18 protein-coding genes and 2 pseudogenes are annotated in these 19,975 nt (G+C 29.5%); 12 read left to right on the top strand and 8 right to left on the bottom strand.

The features are described from left to right. Positions 1-29 precede the first annotated feature (29 nt). The gene (gene guaA / locus BQ4446_RS02190; RefSeq protein ID WP_071026263.1) at positions 30-1,547 is read left to right on the top strand and encodes a glutamine-hydrolyzing GMP synthase; all 1,518 of its coding nucleotides are present in this window, start codon (positions 30-32) and stop codon (positions 1,545-1,547) included. A gap of 814 nt (positions 1,548-2,361) precedes the next feature. Here guaA and BQ4446_RS08805 read toward each other — a convergent pair. Both BQ4446_RS08805 and BQ4446_RS02180 read right to left on the bottom strand, forming a co-directional pair. Then, positions 2,362-2,643, bottom strand: coding sequence for a hypothetical protein (locus tag BQ4446_RS08805; RefSeq protein WP_418008169.1), 282 nt, complete (start codon positions 2,641-2,643; stop codon positions 2,362-2,364). Positions 2,644-2,667: 24 nt separating this feature from the next. Further along, positions 2,668-2,877 (bottom strand): helix-turn-helix domain-containing protein, encoded by a 210-nt coding sequence (locus tag BQ4446_RS02180; RefSeq protein WP_071026259.1) that lies wholly within the window; start codon positions 2,875-2,877, stop codon positions 2,668-2,670. 87 nt (positions 2,878-2,964) lie between these two features. Between BQ4446_RS02180 and BQ4446_RS02175 the strand changes: the two genes are divergently transcribed. Both BQ4446_RS02175 and BQ4446_RS02170 read left to right on the top strand, forming a co-directional pair. Then, positions 2,965-3,984: a DNA-binding protein gene (locus tag BQ4446_RS02175; protein ID WP_071026257.1), complete on the top strand. Its 1,020-nt coding sequence runs from the start codon at positions 2,965-2,967 to the stop codon at positions 3,982-3,984. Between the two features lies 1 nt (position 3,985). Continuing rightward, positions 3,986-4,423: a type II toxin-antitoxin system death-on-curing family toxin gene (locus BQ4446_RS02170; protein WP_071026255.1), complete on the top strand. Its 438-nt coding sequence runs from the start codon at positions 3,986-3,988 to the stop codon at positions 4,421-4,423. A 316-nt stretch (positions 4,424-4,739) separates the two neighbouring features. On the opposite strand, the gene BQ4446_RS02165 is transcribed toward BQ4446_RS02170, so the two are convergent. Together BQ4446_RS02165 and BQ4446_RS02160 are read right to left on the bottom strand one after the other, a co-directional pair. Continuing rightward, a complete protein-coding gene (locus tag BQ4446_RS02165; protein WP_071026253.1) occupies positions 4,740-6,179 on the bottom strand; it encodes a hypothetical protein in 1,440 nt (479 codons plus the stop codon). A 21-nt stretch (positions 6,180-6,200) separates the two neighbouring features. Next, complete coding sequence (locus BQ4446_RS02160; protein WP_071026251.1) at positions 6,201-6,632, bottom strand: helix-turn-helix domain-containing protein; 432 nt, start codon at positions 6,630-6,632, stop codon at positions 6,201-6,203. A gap of 254 nt (positions 6,633-6,886) precedes the next feature. Between BQ4446_RS02160 and BQ4446_RS02155 the strand changes: the two genes are divergently transcribed. The 5 genes and pseudogenes from BQ4446_RS02155 (at position 6,887) to BQ4446_RS02135 (ending at position 10,828) form a co-directional block, all read left to right on the top strand. Next, positions 6,887-7,081: a hypothetical protein gene (locus BQ4446_RS02155; protein WP_004835545.1), complete on the top strand. Its 195-nt coding sequence runs from the start codon at positions 6,887-6,889 to the stop codon at positions 7,079-7,081. A 1-nt stretch (position 7,082) separates the two neighbouring features. Further along, positions 7,083-8,206 (top strand): annotated as a pseudogene (locus BQ4446_RS02150) (site-specific integrase). After that, positions 8,199-8,561 (top strand): plasmid mobilization protein, encoded by a 363-nt coding sequence (locus tag BQ4446_RS02145; RefSeq protein WP_071026249.1) that lies wholly within the window; start codon positions 8,199-8,201, stop codon positions 8,559-8,561. Before BQ4446_RS02150 ends, BQ4446_RS02145 begins: the two are co-directional and overlap by 8 nt. 117 nt (positions 8,562-8,678) lie before the next feature. After that, positions 8,679-10,159, top strand: a pseudogene (locus BQ4446_RS02140) (VapE domain-containing protein). 336 nt (positions 10,160-10,495) lie between these two features. After that, a complete protein-coding gene (locus BQ4446_RS02135) occupies positions 10,496-10,828 on the top strand; it encodes a plasmid mobilization protein (RefSeq protein WP_071026247.1) in 333 nt (110 codons plus the stop codon). Between the two features lie 101 nt (positions 10,829-10,929). Here BQ4446_RS02135 and BQ4446_RS02130 read toward each other — a convergent pair whose 3' ends face one another. Continuing rightward, positions 10,930-13,926: a DEAD/DEAH box helicase gene (locus tag BQ4446_RS02130; protein ID WP_083329013.1), complete on the bottom strand. Its 2,997-nt coding sequence runs from the start codon at positions 13,924-13,926 to the stop codon at positions 10,930-10,932. A 17-nt stretch (positions 13,927-13,943) separates the two neighbouring features. Next, positions 13,944-14,159 (bottom strand): helix-turn-helix domain-containing protein, encoded by a 216-nt coding sequence (locus tag BQ4446_RS02125; protein WP_071026245.1) that lies wholly within the window; start codon positions 14,157-14,159, stop codon positions 13,944-13,946. A 154-nt stretch (positions 14,160-14,313) separates the two neighbouring features. Between BQ4446_RS02125 and BQ4446_RS02120 the strand changes: the two genes are divergently transcribed. After that, complete coding sequence (locus tag BQ4446_RS02120; protein WP_071026243.1) at positions 14,314-15,324, top strand: DNA cytosine methyltransferase; 1,011 nt, start codon at positions 14,314-14,316, stop codon at positions 15,322-15,324. Next, positions 15,287-15,589, top strand: a complete 303-nt coding sequence (locus BQ4446_RS08470) for a hypothetical protein (RefSeq protein ID WP_071026241.1) — start codon at positions 15,287-15,289, stop codon at positions 15,587-15,589. Before BQ4446_RS02120 ends, BQ4446_RS08470 begins: the two co-directional genes overlap by 38 nt. A gap of 13 nt (positions 15,590-15,602) precedes the next feature. Here the strand turns inward: BQ4446_RS08470 and BQ4446_RS02110 are convergent, their stop codons facing one another. Then, complete coding sequence (locus tag BQ4446_RS02110; protein ID WP_071026239.1) at positions 15,603-16,373, bottom strand: PDDEXK family nuclease; 771 nt, start codon at positions 16,371-16,373, stop codon at positions 15,603-15,605. Then, on the bottom strand, positions 16,366-17,346 hold the full coding sequence (locus BQ4446_RS02105) for a DNA cytosine methyltransferase (RefSeq protein ID WP_167632533.1): 981 nt from the start codon (positions 17,344-17,346) through the stop codon (positions 16,366-16,368). The genes BQ4446_RS02110 and BQ4446_RS02105 overlap by 8 nt, the downstream gene beginning before the upstream one ends. 181 nt (positions 17,347-17,527) lie before the next feature. On the opposite strand from BQ4446_RS02105, the gene BQ4446_RS02100 reads away from it, so the two are divergent. Both BQ4446_RS02100 and BQ4446_RS02095 read left to right on the top strand, forming a co-directional pair. Then, complete coding sequence (locus BQ4446_RS02100) at positions 17,528-17,770, top strand: hypothetical protein (protein ID WP_071026235.1); 243 nt, start codon at positions 17,528-17,530, stop codon at positions 17,768-17,770. A gap of 539 nt (positions 17,771-18,309) precedes the next feature. Further along, positions 18,310-19,599, top strand: a complete 1,290-nt coding sequence (locus BQ4446_RS02095; RefSeq protein ID WP_071026234.1) for a DUF2254 domain-containing protein — start codon at positions 18,310-18,312, stop codon at positions 19,597-19,599. Positions 19,600-19,975: the final 376 nt, after the last annotated feature.

The raw sequence follows: 19,975 nt of genomic DNA, 5'->3' as shown, positions 1-19,975 counted from the left end.
ATTATAAAAAAGACTTACGGAGGGATAAAATGATTTTAATTGTAGATTTTGGCGGTCAATATAAGGAACTAATAGCCAGAAGAATAAGAGAATTAAATATATATTGCGAAGTAGTAGCCTATACAAAAGCATTAAATGAAGCAAAAAAAGAAAAAGTTAAGGGAATTATTTTTACGGGAGGCCCCTCATCAGTCTATGAAGAAAACTCCCCTCAAATTGAAGAAGAAATATTTAAACTTGGAAAACCAGTCCTTGGCCTTTGCTATGGCATGCAGCTTATGGCCCAAAAACTTGGCGGAAAAGTTGTCCCTTCAAAGGAAAGAGAATTTGGAAAAACAGAAATAGATATAAAAGATTCAAAAATATTTAAAGGCCTTGAAAAAAATCAAAGAGTTTGGATGAGCCACAATGACAAAGTCAGCATATTGCCAGAAGGATTTGAAATAATTGGAAAATCCAAAAACTGCCCCATAGCAGCTATGGAAAATAAAAAAGAAAAACTTTACGGCTTTCAGTACCATCCTGAAGTAAATCATACAGACAACGGCAGAGAAATGTTAGAAAATTTTGCAGTTGATGTTTGTAAAGAAGAACAAAACTGGACAATGGCCAATTATGCAAAAATTGCCGTAGAAGATATTAGAAAAAAAGTAGGTGCCGGAAAAGTTCTGCTTGCCCTCTCAGGCGGAGTCGATTCATCAGTTGTTGCAAAGCTTGTTTCTAAGGCCGTTGGCAAAAATTTAACCTGCATTTTTGTTGATCACGGACTAATGAGAAAAAATGAAGGAAATGAAGTTGAAGAAGCTTTTAAAGATAGCGGCATGAATTTTATAAGAATAGATGCAGAAGAAAGATTTTTAAAAAGACTTGCAGGAGTAACAGACCCTGAAGAAAAAAGAAAAATAATTGGTGAAGAATTTATTAGAGTTTTTGAAGAAGAAGGAAGAAAAATAAAATCAGTAGACTACCTTGCCCAAGGAACAATTTATCCAGATGTAATAGAATCAGGACTAGGCCTTGGAGCAGTTATAAAATCCCACCACAATGTTGGTGGCCTTCCAGATGTAGTTGACTTTAAAGATTTAATAGAGCCCTTAAGAATGCTATTTAAAGATGAAGTTAGAAAACTTGGAAAAGAACTTGGCCTTCCGAACTACCTAGTAAAAAGGCAGCCCTTTCCAGGCCCAGGTCTTGCAATAAGAATAATGGGAGAAGTTACAAAAGATAAACTTGAAATCCTAAGAGATGCCGACAAAATATTTAGAGATGAACTAGAAAAAGAAGGTCTTGATAAAGATATAAATCAATATTTTGCTGTTCTCACAAATATAAAAACAGTTGGAGTAATGGGAGATTATAGGACCTATGACTATACCCTTGCCCTAAGAGCAGTAAAAACATCAGACTTTATGACAGCCGACTGGTCACGAATCCCCTATGAGGTTTTAGATAAAGTTTCAGTAAGAATAATAAATGAAGTCAACCATATAAATAGAATAGTGTACGACATAACAACTAAACCCCCAGCTACCATTGAATGGGAATAGTCGCAAAAAAATTAAAAACTTTGTAAAATCAACGGTTACAGAAGATGAAAAACTGTAACTGGGATTAAAATGGGAACATTTGTTAAAAAGAATAAATTGAATAATAGTTCCAAGTGGTTTACATTTGGACAAAAATTAGACCGTAGTTTTCAAGCTACGGTCTTTTATATTTTAAAAAGGCTCTTTGTCAAAACGTGTTGCTAATTAAAAATCAACTAAATTCTTCATCGGGGATAGAAATTTCTATCCCCGATGAAGAATTTTACTCGTGCTTTCAACATGGCAAGAGTTCAACTAATGAATAAGTTCAAAACAAATCCCATGAGTATAGATGTTTAAAAAGGTATTAGAAGTTATTATTACTCTCTAAAACTAAGTTAATATCAACACATTTCAAGAGTTTCCCTTGTTTTAAAGGATTTATCTCTCAAAAAGAAATAGTTGAACATATTTTAGATGCTAACTATCCTTTCAGGATGATTTATGACTTAATCCAAAATATTTTATTTGCTATTAGAAAGAAAAAAAAGACATTTTAAAAATTATTTTGCAGGAATTTAAGCCGGATGAGTTTGGAGAAAATTATAGTAAAATTAAGGCGGCTATAAGTAAAGCTATCAAACACTTAGAAAAGATTAAGAATACCATTACACAAACATAAAAATTGGAGGTATTAACAGAAATATTAAAGTTATTTAGAGGGTTTTTACGGTTACAGTTCCTTTGATAATTTTAGATTGAGAATTTTTTATGTTTCATCATAAAAAAATATATGGTTTAAGTCCTTAGACATAGACCATGTATCATTAAATTTTTATTTACCTTGACTTTGAATTTGCCTTTTTATATTTGCACGAATATGTTGAAAATAATCTCCATTATTAAATCTGACAGTTCGTATGGCATCTGTTTTGTTGCTGGGTGTTATTGATTTATCTTGTTCAACTATGTATCCCCCGAATTTTCCGTCATTACTTGACCAGCTAGCACCGTTTAGCAGCTGCAAACCTTGATTGTCACCAACAAATTCGGTTACATTCCCCCATCTACTATATCCATTTTCATCAATGCCAGCTAATTCTTCAAATAGTTCTATCTTAGTTATCTTTTTAGTTATTTATTAATCCTCCAAAAACAATTTATATGTTTCAATTTCAAGTGCATCTGCAATTCGCTGAATATTTTCGAGTGAAATACTCCTGCGATAACATTCGATAGCACTGATATATGTTCTATGCATACCGCACTTGTCAGCAAAGGCTTCTTGGGATAATCCCATTTCTGTGCGATATTTCTTTAAATTAGTGCCAAATACTTTTACAATATCCATACTTGCAATCCTCCATAATTTATATTATAATTAAAACGAATACAAAAAGTCTACATACAATAAGTAACCGTATAGGGGAGATAAAATATGTTAAAAGATTTAACAACCTCCAGAATTGATAGACAAAATATATTGAATAACGAATTAGCTGTTGCTGAAATTCAAAGAACGTCAAAAATTGATTGTATATTATTTGAAGATAAATTATATTTGACAAAAGAAATGGTGTCAGATTTCTTTGAGGTTGATACAAGGACAATTGAACGATATATTTCATCTTTTTCTGATGAATTAAAGAAAAATGGATATGAAGTTTTTAAAGGTAAAAAGCTCAAAGCTTTTTTAAATGCTTTTCAAGAACATTTTGGTACCGACATTTATGTCGGTACCAAAATCACAGTACTTGGTGTATTTGATTTTAGAGCATTTTTAAATGTAGCAATGTTGCTTTCTGAAAGTGAAAACGCTAGAATATTACGCCAGTTGATGTTAGATATTGTTATTGACTTAATAAATCAAAAAACTGGCGGCGGAACAAAATATATTAACCAGCGTGACAAAGACTTTATAGGCGCATATTTACAAGAAGAAAATTATAGACGTGAATTTACCGATGCTCTTAGAGATTATGTTGATATGGGAAATATAAAGTATGCTATCTTTACAGATATGATATATCAAAGCATTTTTAAAGAAAAATCTCGTGAATATCGAGAAATTTTAAAACTGCAAAAAAAGGAACGAATAAGAGACACTCTGTATTCAGAAGTTTTAGATCTCGTGGCTTCTTATGAATGTGGTCTTGCTGCTATGATTAAAGACCAATCAGAAGCAGTTGGTCATAAACTTAACAACTGGGAAATTCAAGACATATTTCACGCCTTTGAAATGTTGCCACATTGGAAGCCCTTGATATTTAGAGCAAGAATAAAAATGGCTAGCCGAGATTTAGCCTTGAGAGACATTTTTCATAAACAGCTTGACGAATATATTAAGCCTTTAGGCCGAGAAGAATATGAAAGGTTTTTAGGATCAGAAGGTGATCAAATAGAAAAACTCATGCTAGAGAATCAAGATGTTTTAAAACGCTTAAAGGAGCGTGAGTAGTGTGGCTGATTTATGTTATATTACTCTTGATGAAGCTATAGAAATTCATAAGCTTACAGTACAGCATAGTGGCGGAGGTACGTTAGGACACTTTGATTTAGGCAGATTGGAAAGTGTGTTGCAAAATATTCAAAACGATGATTATTATCCGAGTTTTGTCGATAAAATAACGCATCTGTTTTTCTGTGCGTGTGAATTTCATTGTTTTGAAGATGGAAATAAGCGAATCGCTATTACATTATCAGCTCAATTTCTATTGAAGAATGGCTATCTGTCTGTGGCACATTCTTTTCTGAAAGAAATGGAAAACATCAGTTATCATGTTGCTGCCGGCAAAATAGATAAAGACTTATTGTACGAAATAATGGAGTCAATTTTAAAAGGCAGCTTCGAAAATGATGAATCGTTAAAATTGAAGATAATCAACGCTATTATGTAGTGACTATAATAGCGTTTTCGTGGCAACAAAAAATCGGATGGCTTATACTTTACTGGAAATACAAAAAATATAGATACTGCTTGTAAAATTACCCATACAAATCTGTTTAAGATTGATTTACAGGGAGAGAGAATAGTAGCAAAAAATTAAAAAACCTTGTGAATTCAGTGATTTCAGAAGATAAAGAACTGTAACTGGGATTAAAATGGGAACATTTGTTAAAAAGAATAATTTAAATAATAGTTCCAAGTGGTTTACATTTGGACAAAAAAATTAGACCGTAGTTTTAATCTACGGTCTTTTTGCGTACAAATTTTTATTTAATTTCAATTACTCCATTACATAAATCTTTGAATTCTTTTTGATTATATGCGGTGTGGATTATATTTTTTTCAGCACATTCAATTAAATAATTTATAATTTCATTCAATCTATCTCCTAACAAATCAGATTTAATCAATTCCAAAATTTCTTTAATATTTTGAATTTTAACTGTATTGTTTTCGTTAATAGATTGCAAATTATCTTGTAATAAAGCAATTAAAATTTTAATGTGCTCTTTTGAAAGAATTTTAAAGAAATTATCGTAATACAACTTTGCACTTGGGGAAACACCGTTGCAATAATTAACCTCGCGTCCTATTCTACATTCTAAAAAAGTTTTTATTAATTTTGATGCTTGTTCCCCTGGTATATCTGATGATAGTTTTATATATTTCATTATTTCTTTTGCTATGGGTGGTTCATTATAATAATTATCCCATCCATGTGTTGTTAAATACAAATCATCACACAAATTATTTATAGTTAAATTTTTTTCAGTTAATGTTAGATAATTTAGACCATTGCATTTTTCAAAAAAAGTATACGCTAAGTCTTCTTTATCTTTTTCTAAATTATTTTTAAAAAATTCTTTTTTAGTACCGAGATCATATTTAGTTGATTCTAAAACGCATCCCCATAATTTCGATGAAACTAAAAGAATATTATTTCTAACAATAGTAGGAGTATCGATAGAAACATAGATACCAAATAGAGTTACTAAAAGTGCAGATGCAGTATTAGTTGAAAGATCTTTAAATGATATATCTAAACTCTGTATAGTAACATAATCTATTTCCTCTTTCAAACCCTTTATATTTTCTATAATATTTTTAGCTACTATTGCAGATTTAGATGGTTTTTCATTTATAACTTCTTTAACACAGATATCTAGCCAACCAAGTAATTCATATGCATTAATAACTGAAACATTAGGATGTGAAGCTCCAATTTGATTTCTCATATCTAAAATATGACATAGTTTACGGTATATAATATCAGAAATCCACTCTAATTTTCTACATGTGTCTAAGAGAGTTTTATCTTTTATTCCAGATAAGTCATCTTTATTAGAATATTCGCTTCTTCTCTTGTTTCCAACTGCATTATCATAAAATGTATCTAAACCATAATAATTAATTTTATTTCTTAAATTAACAATTACTTCGTTCCAGATGTAATTTAACGCTGCGTCAAATAACCCTATAGCTGAAGCTGCTACAAATTTAGATAAATAATTAGCGTTACTTTTATTTTCATTTGATATAGTAGATAAAAGTGTAGGTAGATTTTTCATTACAGCTTCTCGTTGAGATGTATCAGCAATAATATTTTCTGATGGTAGATTTAAAGTTTTTAAAAAAGACTGGAAAACTGTAGTTTCAGGTGTTAAATTATCTTTAATTATCATTATTTCATTATTGTTATCTGTCATTATTTCTCCTGTCGTAAAAAATTATTTTAAAAATCTTGATTTTTTAGGGTAAGATAACTTCCAATCTTCAAATTCTTCGTCTGTTATCTCATCGTTATAATGTTTTTTTCTCATCTCATTCCATTCTATAAGAAAATTATTGAAGTCTACATCGTTTGATAAAAGTCCAGTAATTTCTCCTTCTCCTGCTAAGGGTCTGAACTTCAAGTCTTTTTCATAATCAAAAATTATATGCATTATTTCAAAAATAGAATTAGGTTCATGATTAATTAATGCTGATATATCACAATCAAGTGCTTCAGATATTTTTTGTAATTGTTCTTTACTTGGAGATCTATTTCCAAGCTCGTAATTTCTTATAGCAGCATCTGTCAAACCAGACTTAATGGCAAGTTCTTTTTGAGTTAAGTTTCGCATAAGTCTTAACTTTTTTAATTTTTCTCCAGAAATCAAACTAACTCCTCCTTATTTAACAATAACTATAAATATTTTATCACAAAACGAACAAAAGCTCAACAAAACTGTTCTGTTGCAAATATTTGCAAGTATCTGAATATTTTAGAAAAAAATAAATAGAAAAAACTTGGCAGAACAAATATGAACTGTTATATATATCGTTCGATATTGAACGGAAATTGTAAGGCATACAAATTAATGCTCGCCTTTTTGAGGATGTAGAACCTTACAAACTATAAAAGGAGGACATTATGAAAGGTATTTTTATGAATGCAAAAGATGTACAAGAATTTCTTGATGTAAGCAGGACAACAGCATATCAGATAATAAACGATATGAATCAAGATCTACTTAAATTAGGTTATCGTGTACAAAGAGGAAAGGTAAATAGAGAATACTTTATGGAAAAGTATTGCTATAAACCAACAAATACAAAGGAGGTTTAGAGTGCCAGCATTTAGAGATGAAAGCGGGAACAAGACTTGGTTTTGTAAATTTAATTATACAAACTGGAAAGGAGAAAAATTAACTAAGAAAAAACGTGGATTTTCAACGAAAAAAGAAGCTTTAAAATGGGAACAAGATTTTTTAAATCAACATTCTGAATCAATTGAAATGAGCTTTAGGGAGTTTTTTGAACTTTATAAGAGAGATAGAAAACCAAGGATAAGAGAAAATACTTGGAGGACAAAAGAAGCAATTGTAAATCAAAAAATACTTCCCTATATTGGTGATTTAATGCTTAATGAGATTAATAACGTAACCATCATTCAATGGCAAAATGAGCTTATGAAGATTAAGGATAAGAATGGGAAAAAGTACTCTCCTACTTATTTGAGAACTATTCATGCCCAGTTATCTAGCATCTTAAATCATGCTTGTAGGTACTACAATTTAAAAACTAATGTTGCTCGTGATGTTGGTTCTATGGGAGAAAAAGAAGCTGATGAAATGCTCTTTTGGACTCAAGATGAATATGAAAGATTTATATAAGCTATTAAAGATAAACCTGAGTCATTCTATGCTTTTGAACTTTTGTATTGGTGTGGTCTTAGAATGGGAGAATTATTGACCTTAACACAAGAGAAATTTGATTTTGAAAGACATACATTAAAAATTGATGAATCTTTACAAAGGATTGATGGGAAAAATGTAATAACAGCCCCTAAGACTAAAAAAGCATTAGGATAATAGTTATGCCTGAATTTTTAAATGATGAGATTAAAGAATATATAGATAGTTTTTATAAGTTAAAACCAAAAGACTTAATATTTAATTTCTCTAAGAGCTACCTACACCATGAAATGGATAGGGGATCTAAGAAAGCTCAAGTAAAAAGAATTAGAATACATGATTTAAGGCATTCTCACGTTTCTCTCTTGATTGAACTTGGATTTTCTGCAACTGCAATAGCTGATAGGGTTGGACATGAATCGATTGACATCACCTATAGATATGCTCATCTTTTCCCTAGCAAGCAAAAAGAAATGGCTCTGTCTTTAACACAAGTAAGAAGTAATAAGGCAAATGATTGGAAAGATTTATTAGAAGAGGACGATAAAGATGTTTAGAAGACATTCATTAGATGAAATTTCTAAAAAAACGAGAAATAAAGAGAAAAATAGAAAAAGAAATCGCATTTTAAATTTCAGAGTCTCTGAGGAAGAATATGATCTAATAAACAAAAAAATAGAAATAAGTGGACTTAAAAAACAAGATTATTTTATTCAAATGCTATTAAATCACGAAGTTAAGTTAGTAAGTGATTACAGACTTTCTGATAATATAGCCAAGGAAATATTTCAACTAGCAAAAGTCATTAAAAAGTTCGGCAAACTCAATGACGATGAAGCTGATATTTTAATTTATATTTTAGAAATATATGAAGAAATCAAAAAAGAAAAAAGCCCCTACTACAAAGAGTAAAGGCATACACTCCTGTGAGAAGTGTTCTCTAGACAAGTTCATTTTACCACAGGAGTCTTATTTATACCAGACAGGAGGATAAAATGAAAAACACATATAAAACAATAAAGAGGTTAGATGATTGTAAAAAGAAAAGGAGTAAGGCTTATGACAGATATTAAATTAAAATTCCCGGAAATAGATCAGACTTACGCCTTTCTAGACTTACAAACTACAGATAAGGGGACGGTTAGACAAATTACTGGGAATATTGTAACTGCTATTTTAAATCCAAAATATTGCCAAAACCAAAAAATAATTGATGGACAAATATTCTTTGATAAATTTACTAATGAAATAAAATTCCAGGGGAAAATTATTGGAGAAAGAAATATAAAGGATAATCAAATACGACTTTGGGATGACTCTTTAAATAATAGACTAGGCTTAGAGATAGAAAAACATTTTGGAATTAATTATAACGCAAACAAAATGTGGGAAGCTATTCGTTTTGTAGCTCACCAATATGAAGTGAGTCCGCCAAAGCAATATCTTAAAAATTTAAAATGGAATAGAGATAAAAATGCCATTAGAAAACTTTTACCAAAGTATTTGGGAGCAGATGATACAGAGCTTAACAATTGGATAATGGAACATATGATATTGGGTATGATAAAAAGAATTTTTAATCCAGGAGCTAAGTTTGATGAGATGATTGTTTTAGTTGGTGGCAAGGTATAGGCAAATCGACTTTTGCAAGATACTTGTCCATAACAGATGATTGGTTTTGCACAATTGAAAACATTCAAGGCAAAGATGCCGTCATGAACCTTATGGGTAAAACTGTCGTTGAAATCGAAGAATTCGTTGCTTTAAGAAATGCAAAATCGGCTAATGAAGCTAAATCTTTTTTATCAAAATTAAGCGATAGGATAAGAATACCCTACGAAAAATATGCAACAGATGTGCCTAGGACTTGTATCTTCATAGGGACATTAAACGAAAGAACTTTTCTTAATGATCATACTGGAGAAAGAAGATATTTGCCTGTTGAATGTAACTCGAATAGAAGAGCAAGGACAATATATCCAGATAAAAATAATAAAGAAATACTTTCAGACAAAGAATATATCTCACTCATAAGAGAAGATTTTAATCAGGCTTTAGCCTTGGGATATGAAATATTTAAAAATAAGACTTACGCATGGACTATACCAAAAAATCTTTTAAAAGACTTGTATAAGGAACAAGAAAAGTTCAAATATCTAAACCCAGATGTGGAAGATATTAGGTATTTCTTGGAAGAATATAAGCCAAAAAGTGCAGATCCTAATATAACTTGTTTCAAAGAACTAACCATGCAAGGCTACCAAATAAAATCAAAGTCTTTCTCAGAGATTATGGATAATTATTTTCAAGAATGGATTCCAGTTAGGTCATCTAAGACTAAGAGAATATCACCAAGTGGGGTCTCAATTCCAGTAAAATTATATTATGAAAAGAAAGCAGAAAACAAAACTGACTTTATAGAAGTTGACAAGAATTTATTGCCAGAAGAATGGAAAAAAGAAAATCAATTAGAAATAGATACAGCAAATCAAGTAAAGATACAAATGTAACTTTGTAACCTGTAACCCATTGTTATAAATCTTCTTAAATTAGGATTACATAAATTAATGGCTTGATAATAAGGAGTTGTCATAGACTCTTAAAACAAGCTCGCCTAATTTTGGAAGTTTTTATTTTGTAAGTTACAGTTACACTTATTAATTCCTATTTAAAAAAATATTAAAAAATAAATTTTAGACTTGTTAATAATAGCAAGCACAGTAAGTGAGTACCCACTTACGAAAAAATCAAAAAATCAATAGCTTTTAAGGCTATCTAATTTTATAATTTTTACCTTGTTAGGGAGAACCCTAAGACCCCAAAAGATATGAGCAAAGGAGAAATGTATGGATAATAGAAAAAGAAAAAATCAACTTAAAATATATTTAACAGATGAAGAAAAAGAAATCTTTGAAAAGAAAATGAAACTTGCAAATTGCAAAAACATGTCTATCTTTCTTAGAAAATGTGTATTAGAAAAAGAAATTTATATTGTAGACCTGGAACCATTTAGAAATCTCCAATGGCTGCTTTCAAATGCTACAAATAACATAAACCAGATTGCAAAAGCAACTAATACAACGGGTGTTATTTACAAAAAAGATATTGACTATATGAGAGAAAAAATAGAAAAATTGGCAAAAGAAATATGGGATATACATTCGCTGTTATTAAATTGAATTAAATAAAAAAAATATAGTACTGCTTAGCTTAATTTTTTAAGCTTGTTAGTACTATATTTTAAAAAATTAATTTGTTTGTTATTAAATCTTGTGTTTAATTAGCTACATATAATTTTAACTGGCACGGAATATGTTTCTAGACAATAATCACTTGTTGAACCTAATACAGTCAACATTTCTTTAGTGATTTTAGAAGAGTCTACACCAGGTTGGACTATAAAAATTTTTAAATCAGATTTTTTAAACAGTAATTTCTTCTGTATAATATTTAAAGTGTCAATGTTACCTTCAATGATTCTACTAACACCATTTCGATTTATCCTTTTAGCATCTCTACTTTTTAATCTGTCTATCATTTCTATAGCTTTTAATTTCCAGTGTACTGATTTTTCAGCTTGTCCACAAACTTCATATAGATCAGATATTCTAGCACCAGGTTTATCAGCATGAGAATATTTACAATGATAAAATTCTATTAGTATAGATTCGCCACTATCTTTAAATGTTACTATATCTGCTACTTCTCCAGAATCATCATCATCAAAAATAACATCATAATTTAATGATTTTAATTTGCTTATAGTATTATACTGTATAGAATTTTTTATTATTTCACCTGATTTTGAAATTTGAGATTCCGTTCTTATATTAACTCCCATATTACTCCAGTTCCAGGAAATAATATTGTTAGAATTAAATAAAGTAACTTTATTTTTATTTGCAATAGTTAAAATATTTCCTTCCAAAAATGATGAATCTGTATAATATATTTTCGGAGGGTTATTATCAAAGTATATACTTAATGGAATAGGATTTTTATTGCTTTTTAAGATTTGCGGCTCTTGTTTATCACTATTTAGAAATCTAAATTTAAAATTGTTACCTTCTATTTTTAAACAATAATTATATACTTCATATCCACAAAGTAATTTGAAATTTTGTTCATTATTATGTTTTATATCTATATTAAGTTCACAATCATCTATATTAAAAATTTCAGATAGAGTTTGAATAGTTATCTTTGATTCAGAAAAAACTATGGAATCATCAAAATCTATTCTATAAGCAACAGATTTAGGTAAAGAATCTGTAATAGTTGGGATTAGCAAATTATCTAAGATACGAGAGTCATTTTTTTCATCTAATATTTTAGTCATTATATTATCACACCAGTTTTTCCAGAAAGAAATTGATTCCACCCATCTTGACCAAATTTTTCCTTTATATGAACAACCTATGCTTATTTTTCCATTGCCATCATATCCAACTCCGAATAAGTTTGATTTATATGAATTTATTTTTTGAGATTCTGCAATACCTTGAGATACATCTATTCCGGCAAACATCTTATATCTTATAGGACCATTTATAGCGGAGTTAAGTCCTATGGTTCCAAGAGATAATCGATTAATATTTGCTAAACACCTAAAAATAGGCTCCGATTTAATTTGATTTAAGTGTTCTTCATCAAAAATATTTTTCAATAAGTTATTACCAAGCTGATGATTTGTATCGTTTATACATACATATCCCTTTTCTACATTCCAATAAACGACATAAAAATTCCAGTTTAGACTTTCTATATTTCTTTGAGTAGTCCATCCTTGACATGACTTATAAGGCTCAATAACAATAAGCATTTTTTCTTCTTCATTTATGAATCCTTGACATTTAAAAGAATCAAAGCAATCTACCCATGCATTAGGATTCCATTTTCCAGTATCATTATACTTAAACACTCTCATGCTTACTTTTGGTCTGAGTTGCCTTAAGTCTATTTCTGTATTATTAACTTTAAATCCAGATATAAGTTCTTGGAGCTCGATTTTATCTTGAATATTTTGCTCTGATTTTATTGGTAATAATAAATTCCAATCTGAATCAGACTCATATAGATCTTTTAAAGAGTTCATAAAATTAACATCTGCAATATTAGCTACGATTTTAGCAGTACCTAAGTCTTTTTTACTTCTTGCAAAACGACCTATAAATTGTAATGTGATTGGTAATGATTTAAATTTATCATGTAATGCAGCTATTTTTAAATTAGGTATATCAATTCCCTCTCCAAACATGTCTACACATATTACTATTTTAGAATCTCCATTTTTTATAGATTCCATAAATTTTTCTCTATTTACTTTAGTGGTCTTACTAGTTATTAAAACTGGATTATATTTTTTATATCTAGAATATATATTTTCATACAATTGTTTAGCTCGTTCTATATTGTTTGCTCTAACTAATAAAATATGTTTAAAGTTACTTTTTAAATCATTTTCAAGAATTGAAACTGCTTTCTTAGCAATTTCAATATCAACTTTATTGTCATCATACTCTTCTATAGAAATAAAATTGATTGGTTGAAAATAATTTTGTTCTATTGCCATATGCATAGGAAAATTATATATGATTTTTCCATCAACAAGCTTTTTATCCTCCCTAAAAGGAGTGGCCGTAAATTGTAAAACTTTCTTTTTATTAAAATACATCTTTAAATTAGACCATGTTTTTGATGATACATGATGTGCCTCGTCTACGATTAATAAATCACATGAATCTGATAGATATTTTTTATAGGTTGTGTCCATTCTATCTAACAATGATATGGTAGAAATAATAATGTTGGAATTTGAAACAGCTTTTTTAAAGCTTTCAAAATCTTTCGTATTTGATTTTAACATTAAAGTGTTAGGGCAGATAGTATCTTCATCTAAACATCCAATATCGCCTAAAATACCCCATTTTTTTGCTCTATCGTAAGTTTGATTGCGTAATAACTTACTTGGAACTACAATTAACGTTCTATTTATATTTTTAGAAATAATTGTGGCAAACATAGTTTCGGATTTTCCTGTACCAGTGGGTAAAACTATAGTTGCATCATCTGTACTTAATGTCCAATGGGCTTGTATAGCATATAAAGCACCAATTTGTGGCTTTCTAAGACCGACTTCAGTATCAATAGTGGCTTCTTTTGGAATAAATTTTTGTTTATTAAATTTAGTTATATAAGAACTACTAAAGAATTCTTCATTTTTATTTATACTTCCTGAAAAAGTAAAATATCTATTTGTTTTTTCAAAAATATTCAAAATAACCTCCTTTGATATTAATGTTTATTATTGGAGTTAGTTATTTCCATGATGTCAGATATGTCGCAATCAAGAAATATGCATATTTTTAATAAAATATCAGTAGTTACATTTTCGTCTCTTTTTAACTTATAAAATGTACTTCTACTAATCCCTGTTTTCTCTATTAACTCATTATGTTTTATATCTCGGTCTATTAGTAATTTCCAAAGCTTTTTGTAGCTAAATTTCATTATTTATCCTCCGAACATTAATTTATAAATCTATACTATAGTACATTATATCATACATTTATGCGTTTTTACAACTAAAACTATTGACATTTCAAACAATAGACTATATACTGTAATTAATATAAGCGCACTGCGCTATTCGGTGGAGGTTTATATGATTAAAGTTGAAGAGAAATCATTAAAAGGATATAAATTCATTGACTTATTCGCTGGTATTGGAGGATTTAGAATTGCATTAGAATCATTTGGAGCAAAATGCGTTTATTCAAATGAATGGGATAAATATGCTCAAGAGACTTATAAAATGAATTTTGGCGATGTTCCTGAAGGTGACATAACACAAGTAGATGAAAAAAACATTCCTGATCATGACATTTTATGTGCTGGATTTCCGTGCCAAGCATTTTCTATTAGTGGAAAGCAACAAGGATTTGAAGACAGCAGAGGAACATTGTTTTTTGATGTAGCAAGAATAGTAAAAGAAAAAAGACCGATGGTAGTATTTCTTGAAAATGTAAAAAATTTTGCAACACATGACGGAGGCAAAACTCTTAATGTGGTAAGAAATACTATGAATGAATTAGGTTACAGTTTTCAATATAGCGTTCTTAATCCTGTTGATTATGGAGTTCCACAAAAGCGTGAGAGAATATATATGATATGTTTTAGGAATGATATAAATAGAGAAGTTTTCACATTTCCAAGACCATTTAAGTTAAATAAATTTGTCGAAGATTTTCTAATAAGTGATGATGAAGTTAATAGTTTGATCGTTGACCGTGAAGATTTAAGACTTAATGAAAAAATTGACATCAATTACAACTCTACATCGACAATTAGGGTAGGAACTGTTGGAAAAGGTGGACAAGGTGAAAGAATATATTCACCTAAAGGAATAGCTATAACTTTATCTGCATATGGAGGAGGAGTATTTGCTAAAACAGGGGGATATTTAATTAATGGTAAAACTAGGAGATTACACCCTAGAGAATGTGCTCGAATAATGGGATTTCCTGATAGTTTTAAATTAAATTCTAATAATAATCAAGCATATAAACAACTTGGAAATTCTGTAGTTATTGATGTACTCCAACTTATAACAAAACAAATAGGAGATGCTTTAAATTATGAATACAGTGGGATTCAGCAATTGGCTATTATCTAAAGGTCATAACAAAAAAACAACCTCTGATATAGTTAGTAGATTAAAAAGAATTGATAAAGAAATTTTATATTCTGATTGGCATACAAATATTGATGAACAATATAACTTTGACTTTTGTAAAGGATTATTGGACTTACTAAGCCGAGACAAGGATAATAAAAATAATGTGCTAAGGAATACTAATCTTCCGATTGATAAGCCTGAAATTTCGAACTACAAGACATCTTTGAATAAATATTTAAAGTACCTAGAAACAGATATCTAGGCACTTTAAATATTTATAGATTACTTATAAAATTTTTTAAATCTGCAGAGTCTTGTTCTTTAAGAAGCTGAATACTGAAAATAACATTGGCATTTTTAGTGTTAGAAAGTTTCCTTATTCTATAAATATTATCTTTCTTATGACTAAACATATAATCAGAATCCAATACTTTAAATTTCATTTTATTAAGATCTTGGCTAGATTCTATTTCGAAGTCATCTAATAGTTTGAATTTTATACTCATTGATTTAATTTTTTCTAAAACATCTTTCTGACTTCTTTTAGGAACTTTAGATGAACCACTTTTTTTAATTCTATATTTTGCTGTTATAGAAAAATATTCACCATATTTTTCTATTGGAAATATAATATAATTATCTCCTTTTGTGATAAAAAATTTAACCATCTTCTCCTTATAAGTATTTACTATCCATGAATTAAAAATTTTTTGATCTATCTCTATATCTTCACCAGTGGTTCCAGCGTTTGCATATCTTTCAAAATTTTTATTCATATATTGAATTATAAAATCAGTGTTTTCATTTTGTTTTGTTTTATTTCTTGTAGAAAATATAAACTCTTTATTCTCATAATCTGGCAAGAGAACAAATTGACCACTTTGTGCAGATGGCATTTTTGCTTCTATATAAAATAATTTTGAATTATTTTCATATTTAATATCACTCACGGTTGAATCGCTGAAACCTAGGTGTGTAAAGTTTTCACCATATTCTTTGTTTAAATAATCAGTACAATCTAGCTCAAAAATTTTCCAATTATCCATTTATTCCTCCTAAAGTAGTTAATATTGATTTTCCTATTTCTTCAACAACATTTGCTGTCATAGCATTTCCAGCTTGCATTAATAAATGTCTATTAGTAACCTTATCTTTTACTCTATCCAAATGATTTTTATTAAACCCTTGGAATAAAAGAGCTTCTGCTCCAGTTAAATAGTACATTTTTTTATTTCTTACATAGTAAATACCGTCTCTATGGGCTCTTAATGTAGGCATCCTATTTACATATAGTCTCAAATCTGACATGCGAGTATCCACTATTAAATTGTCTTGCTTTAGTATCTCATGGATATCAAATTTACCTTTGTTCTTAGTGTTATTTAAATAATCATAGTAAAACCATCGTTTTTCCTCTATTGGCATTTCATTATTTTCAGGAAACAAGAAGTCTGCAATATTTACACGAGGTTTTATTAAAGGCCATTTAAAGTCATTTTTCTGAATATGAAGATCTCCACGGAATCCTACTATGAATATTCTTTGCCTCATGTGAGGAACTCCATAATCAATACTATTCAAAACTTTATAAAAAACATCATATCCAATATCAGATAAAGCTTTCGTTATTTCTTTAAAAGTTTTCCCATTGTCATGGCTAATTAGACCTTTTACATTTTCTAAAATAAAAACCTTAGACTTGTTTTCTTCTATTATGTTCATTAGATAGTAAATTATCTGTCCTCTAGGATCTTTTGTTCCCTGTTGTCTGCCTATTACAGAAAAGCTTTGACATGGAAACCCTGCTATCAAAAGATCGTAATTAGGAAGAGATTTTGGATTTATTTTTTTCAAATCACCGTAATTTATATCTTTTTTATTAGGAAATAAAAGGTCGTATGTTGTATTCGCTAACCTACTGGTATCTGATGATCCTACACATTCCAATCCACAGTTTTCAAGACCTAATCGTCCTCCTCCTATTCCAGAACAAAAGTCAAAAAATGTCTTTATTTGCACAAATACACCTCCCATAAGTTATTACTTAGATTATATCAGCTCTAAATGTTTAATTCCAGGCAGTTAAAATTCAACAAATAGAAATCTGATGCCTTTTAAGTAAAGTTTATAAATTTTTATCCGGTACTGGGACTGGGACGGGACTAAAAATCTGAAAACGTCCTATAATTAGGTGGATTTAGTGATACTAGAAAAAATAGAATATAGTATTCTGAATGGTTTGGGATATATCGTACGTTTGGAAAAGAAGAATGGGAGTAAAACTCCCCTGTGTGGGAGTTTTAGCCGAAAAATAGTGCGGAGCACGGAGAGCAGTGAAACTGTGATTTTCGTTAGTCCCACCATATTGGGTGGAAAATGCGAAGCATTTTTCATCTCTGAGATAAGCGAAGAAGCACAGCTTCAAGCGAATCCAGAGAACTAAGCGAAGAAACTCGAAAAGAGTTTCTGAGAGGATATTGCAAGCAATATTTTTTACGTTTTCCCCATTTATCAAGGTGCGAAGCACCGCAGCATAAATGGATGGAAACCCTTCTGCAGGGAAGAAGAGCCGACGCGACGGAAAGGAGCGTTGGCTCTTCTGATTCACTAAATGGGATTGAAAGTTATGAAATAATTTTCAAGTATACTTAGGAAATAGTAAACCAAAGATGAAATGGTCAAATATACTCGTATCGAATAAACGTCATTGTGGCGTGACTCGCGTACGCCTCATATCGGATTTCTGTAATTAGTCTATTTCACCATATTTTCTCATATATTATTTTTGAATATTATATAAGTGGGTGTAATTGAGTAGTTTCTTTTAGAGATTGAACGAAGATAGATTGGGGAAATAAGCAAGAAAATCACAAAGGATTTTTCAATTACAAAAAGATAAATATACCATTTTATACTGTACAAAAATCAAGTATATGATAATATAGTTTCATAATTACAATATTAAAATAGGAGGACTGATGTATGTTGTCCAAAATTAAATTGTGGTTTTTTAATCATAAGAATTTTTTAAGGATGTCAAGATTTATAATTTTAACAGTGTCGCTACTTTTAGTTACCTGGATTTTTGATCATCAATATATTTCAATTAAATCTTATATTCCAAAACAATTACTGCTGTCGGTTGAAGTTTCGGTAAATTTCCTTTCTAATATATCTGGAATATTTTTGACTATAAGTATTTTTTGTTTTACAACTATTGTGACTGTACTTAATAAATATAGCAGTAGCATATCGCCTAGATTGCTTCAGAGTTTCATAGATAGGACAGGAGTTCTTGGTTTATATGGTATATTTGTAAGTGGTTTTTTCTATTCAGTAATCAGTATCCTATTATTGCAAGACCTTGGCCCAGACCAACATGTTGTTGCTGGAAGTTTCGGAATTGCCTATGCCATAATTGCAATGCTAAGTTTTATCGCTTTCTCAAGACAGGTTCTTGATAATATAAAGGTATCAAATATAATAGAATATATTTTTAATGACTGCGAAAAACTTATTGATAAAGAGGTAGCACTAAGAGAAAAAGCTAAGCATTATGAAGAAGGCGACGAATCTACAAAGTTATCAATTATAGCTGAGAGTTCAGGTTATTTATTTGAAATAGAATCAGATGAGATTTTTAAAGAGCTTAATGGCATAAGAGCAGAACTTACTATAGACAAGAAAATTGGTGAATATACTACCAAAGGAGAAAGCATAGGAGAATTAAATATATTCCAATGCGAGTTAGATGATGATGATAAAAAAGAATTAAAAGAAAAATTAAGTCCATTGTTTATAATAAATGCTTACAATAATAGAGAAGAAGATTATCACCGTGGAATTGTAAACTTAAGCGAAATTGCGAATATGGCCTTAAGCCCTGGCACAAATGATCCAAATACTGCAATAATGTGTATAAATAAAATGTCATCATTGCTAGGGAAACTCTTATCTACAGGCAATCATTTTGTAATCCTGAAAGAAGACGAAAATGTAAAAATAATTTATCAAAGTTATTCTGTAAAGGACGAACTATATCTTGGTTTCAGCCAGATAATTTCTTATTCAGCAGGAGATCCCTTGGTTACCAAAGCGATTTTACAAGGGATTTATATCATATACACTATGGCAGATATAAGTGCTAAAAAAAGCATAAAAAGTTTTTTTGATGATAGCTACGGAATTTTAATAGAAAATTTTACCCACGAAATTCATTTGGATATTTTTAAAAGAATAAGAAACAATATGCAAGAGCACGTACGCTTATAGGAAAATACATCTGAATACATTTGAATTTAAATGCATTCAAAATCAAATTAAAAACGTGGTCGATTAGTTTAGTATTTGTGAGCCACTTTTCGATAATAACTCTGGGCCCATTTTCGGTTGATATTTACATGATGAAATATTTACGTTTGAGCCTAATGCATTTAATATAAGCAAAAAATAAATATCTTTATATAAAAAATACGAAAAATTATTATTGAAAAACAATGATTTTGAACTTGTAGCAATATTAAAGGAAAATGGGACAATTTTTTTTAAAAAAATAGAAAATGATTCCAAACCAAAAAATCTATATGATAGATTTAATAATTACAGATCTACAAATTATAATTCTCCGGTACTGGGACTGGGATGGGAC

The organism is Peptoniphilus raoultii (genome assembly GCF_900099555.1).
Taxonomy (GTDB): domain Bacteria; phylum Bacillota; class Clostridia; order Tissierellales; family Peptoniphilaceae; genus Peptoniphilus_A; species Peptoniphilus_A raoultii.
This window is presented reverse-complemented; position numbering and strand designations above follow the sequence as displayed.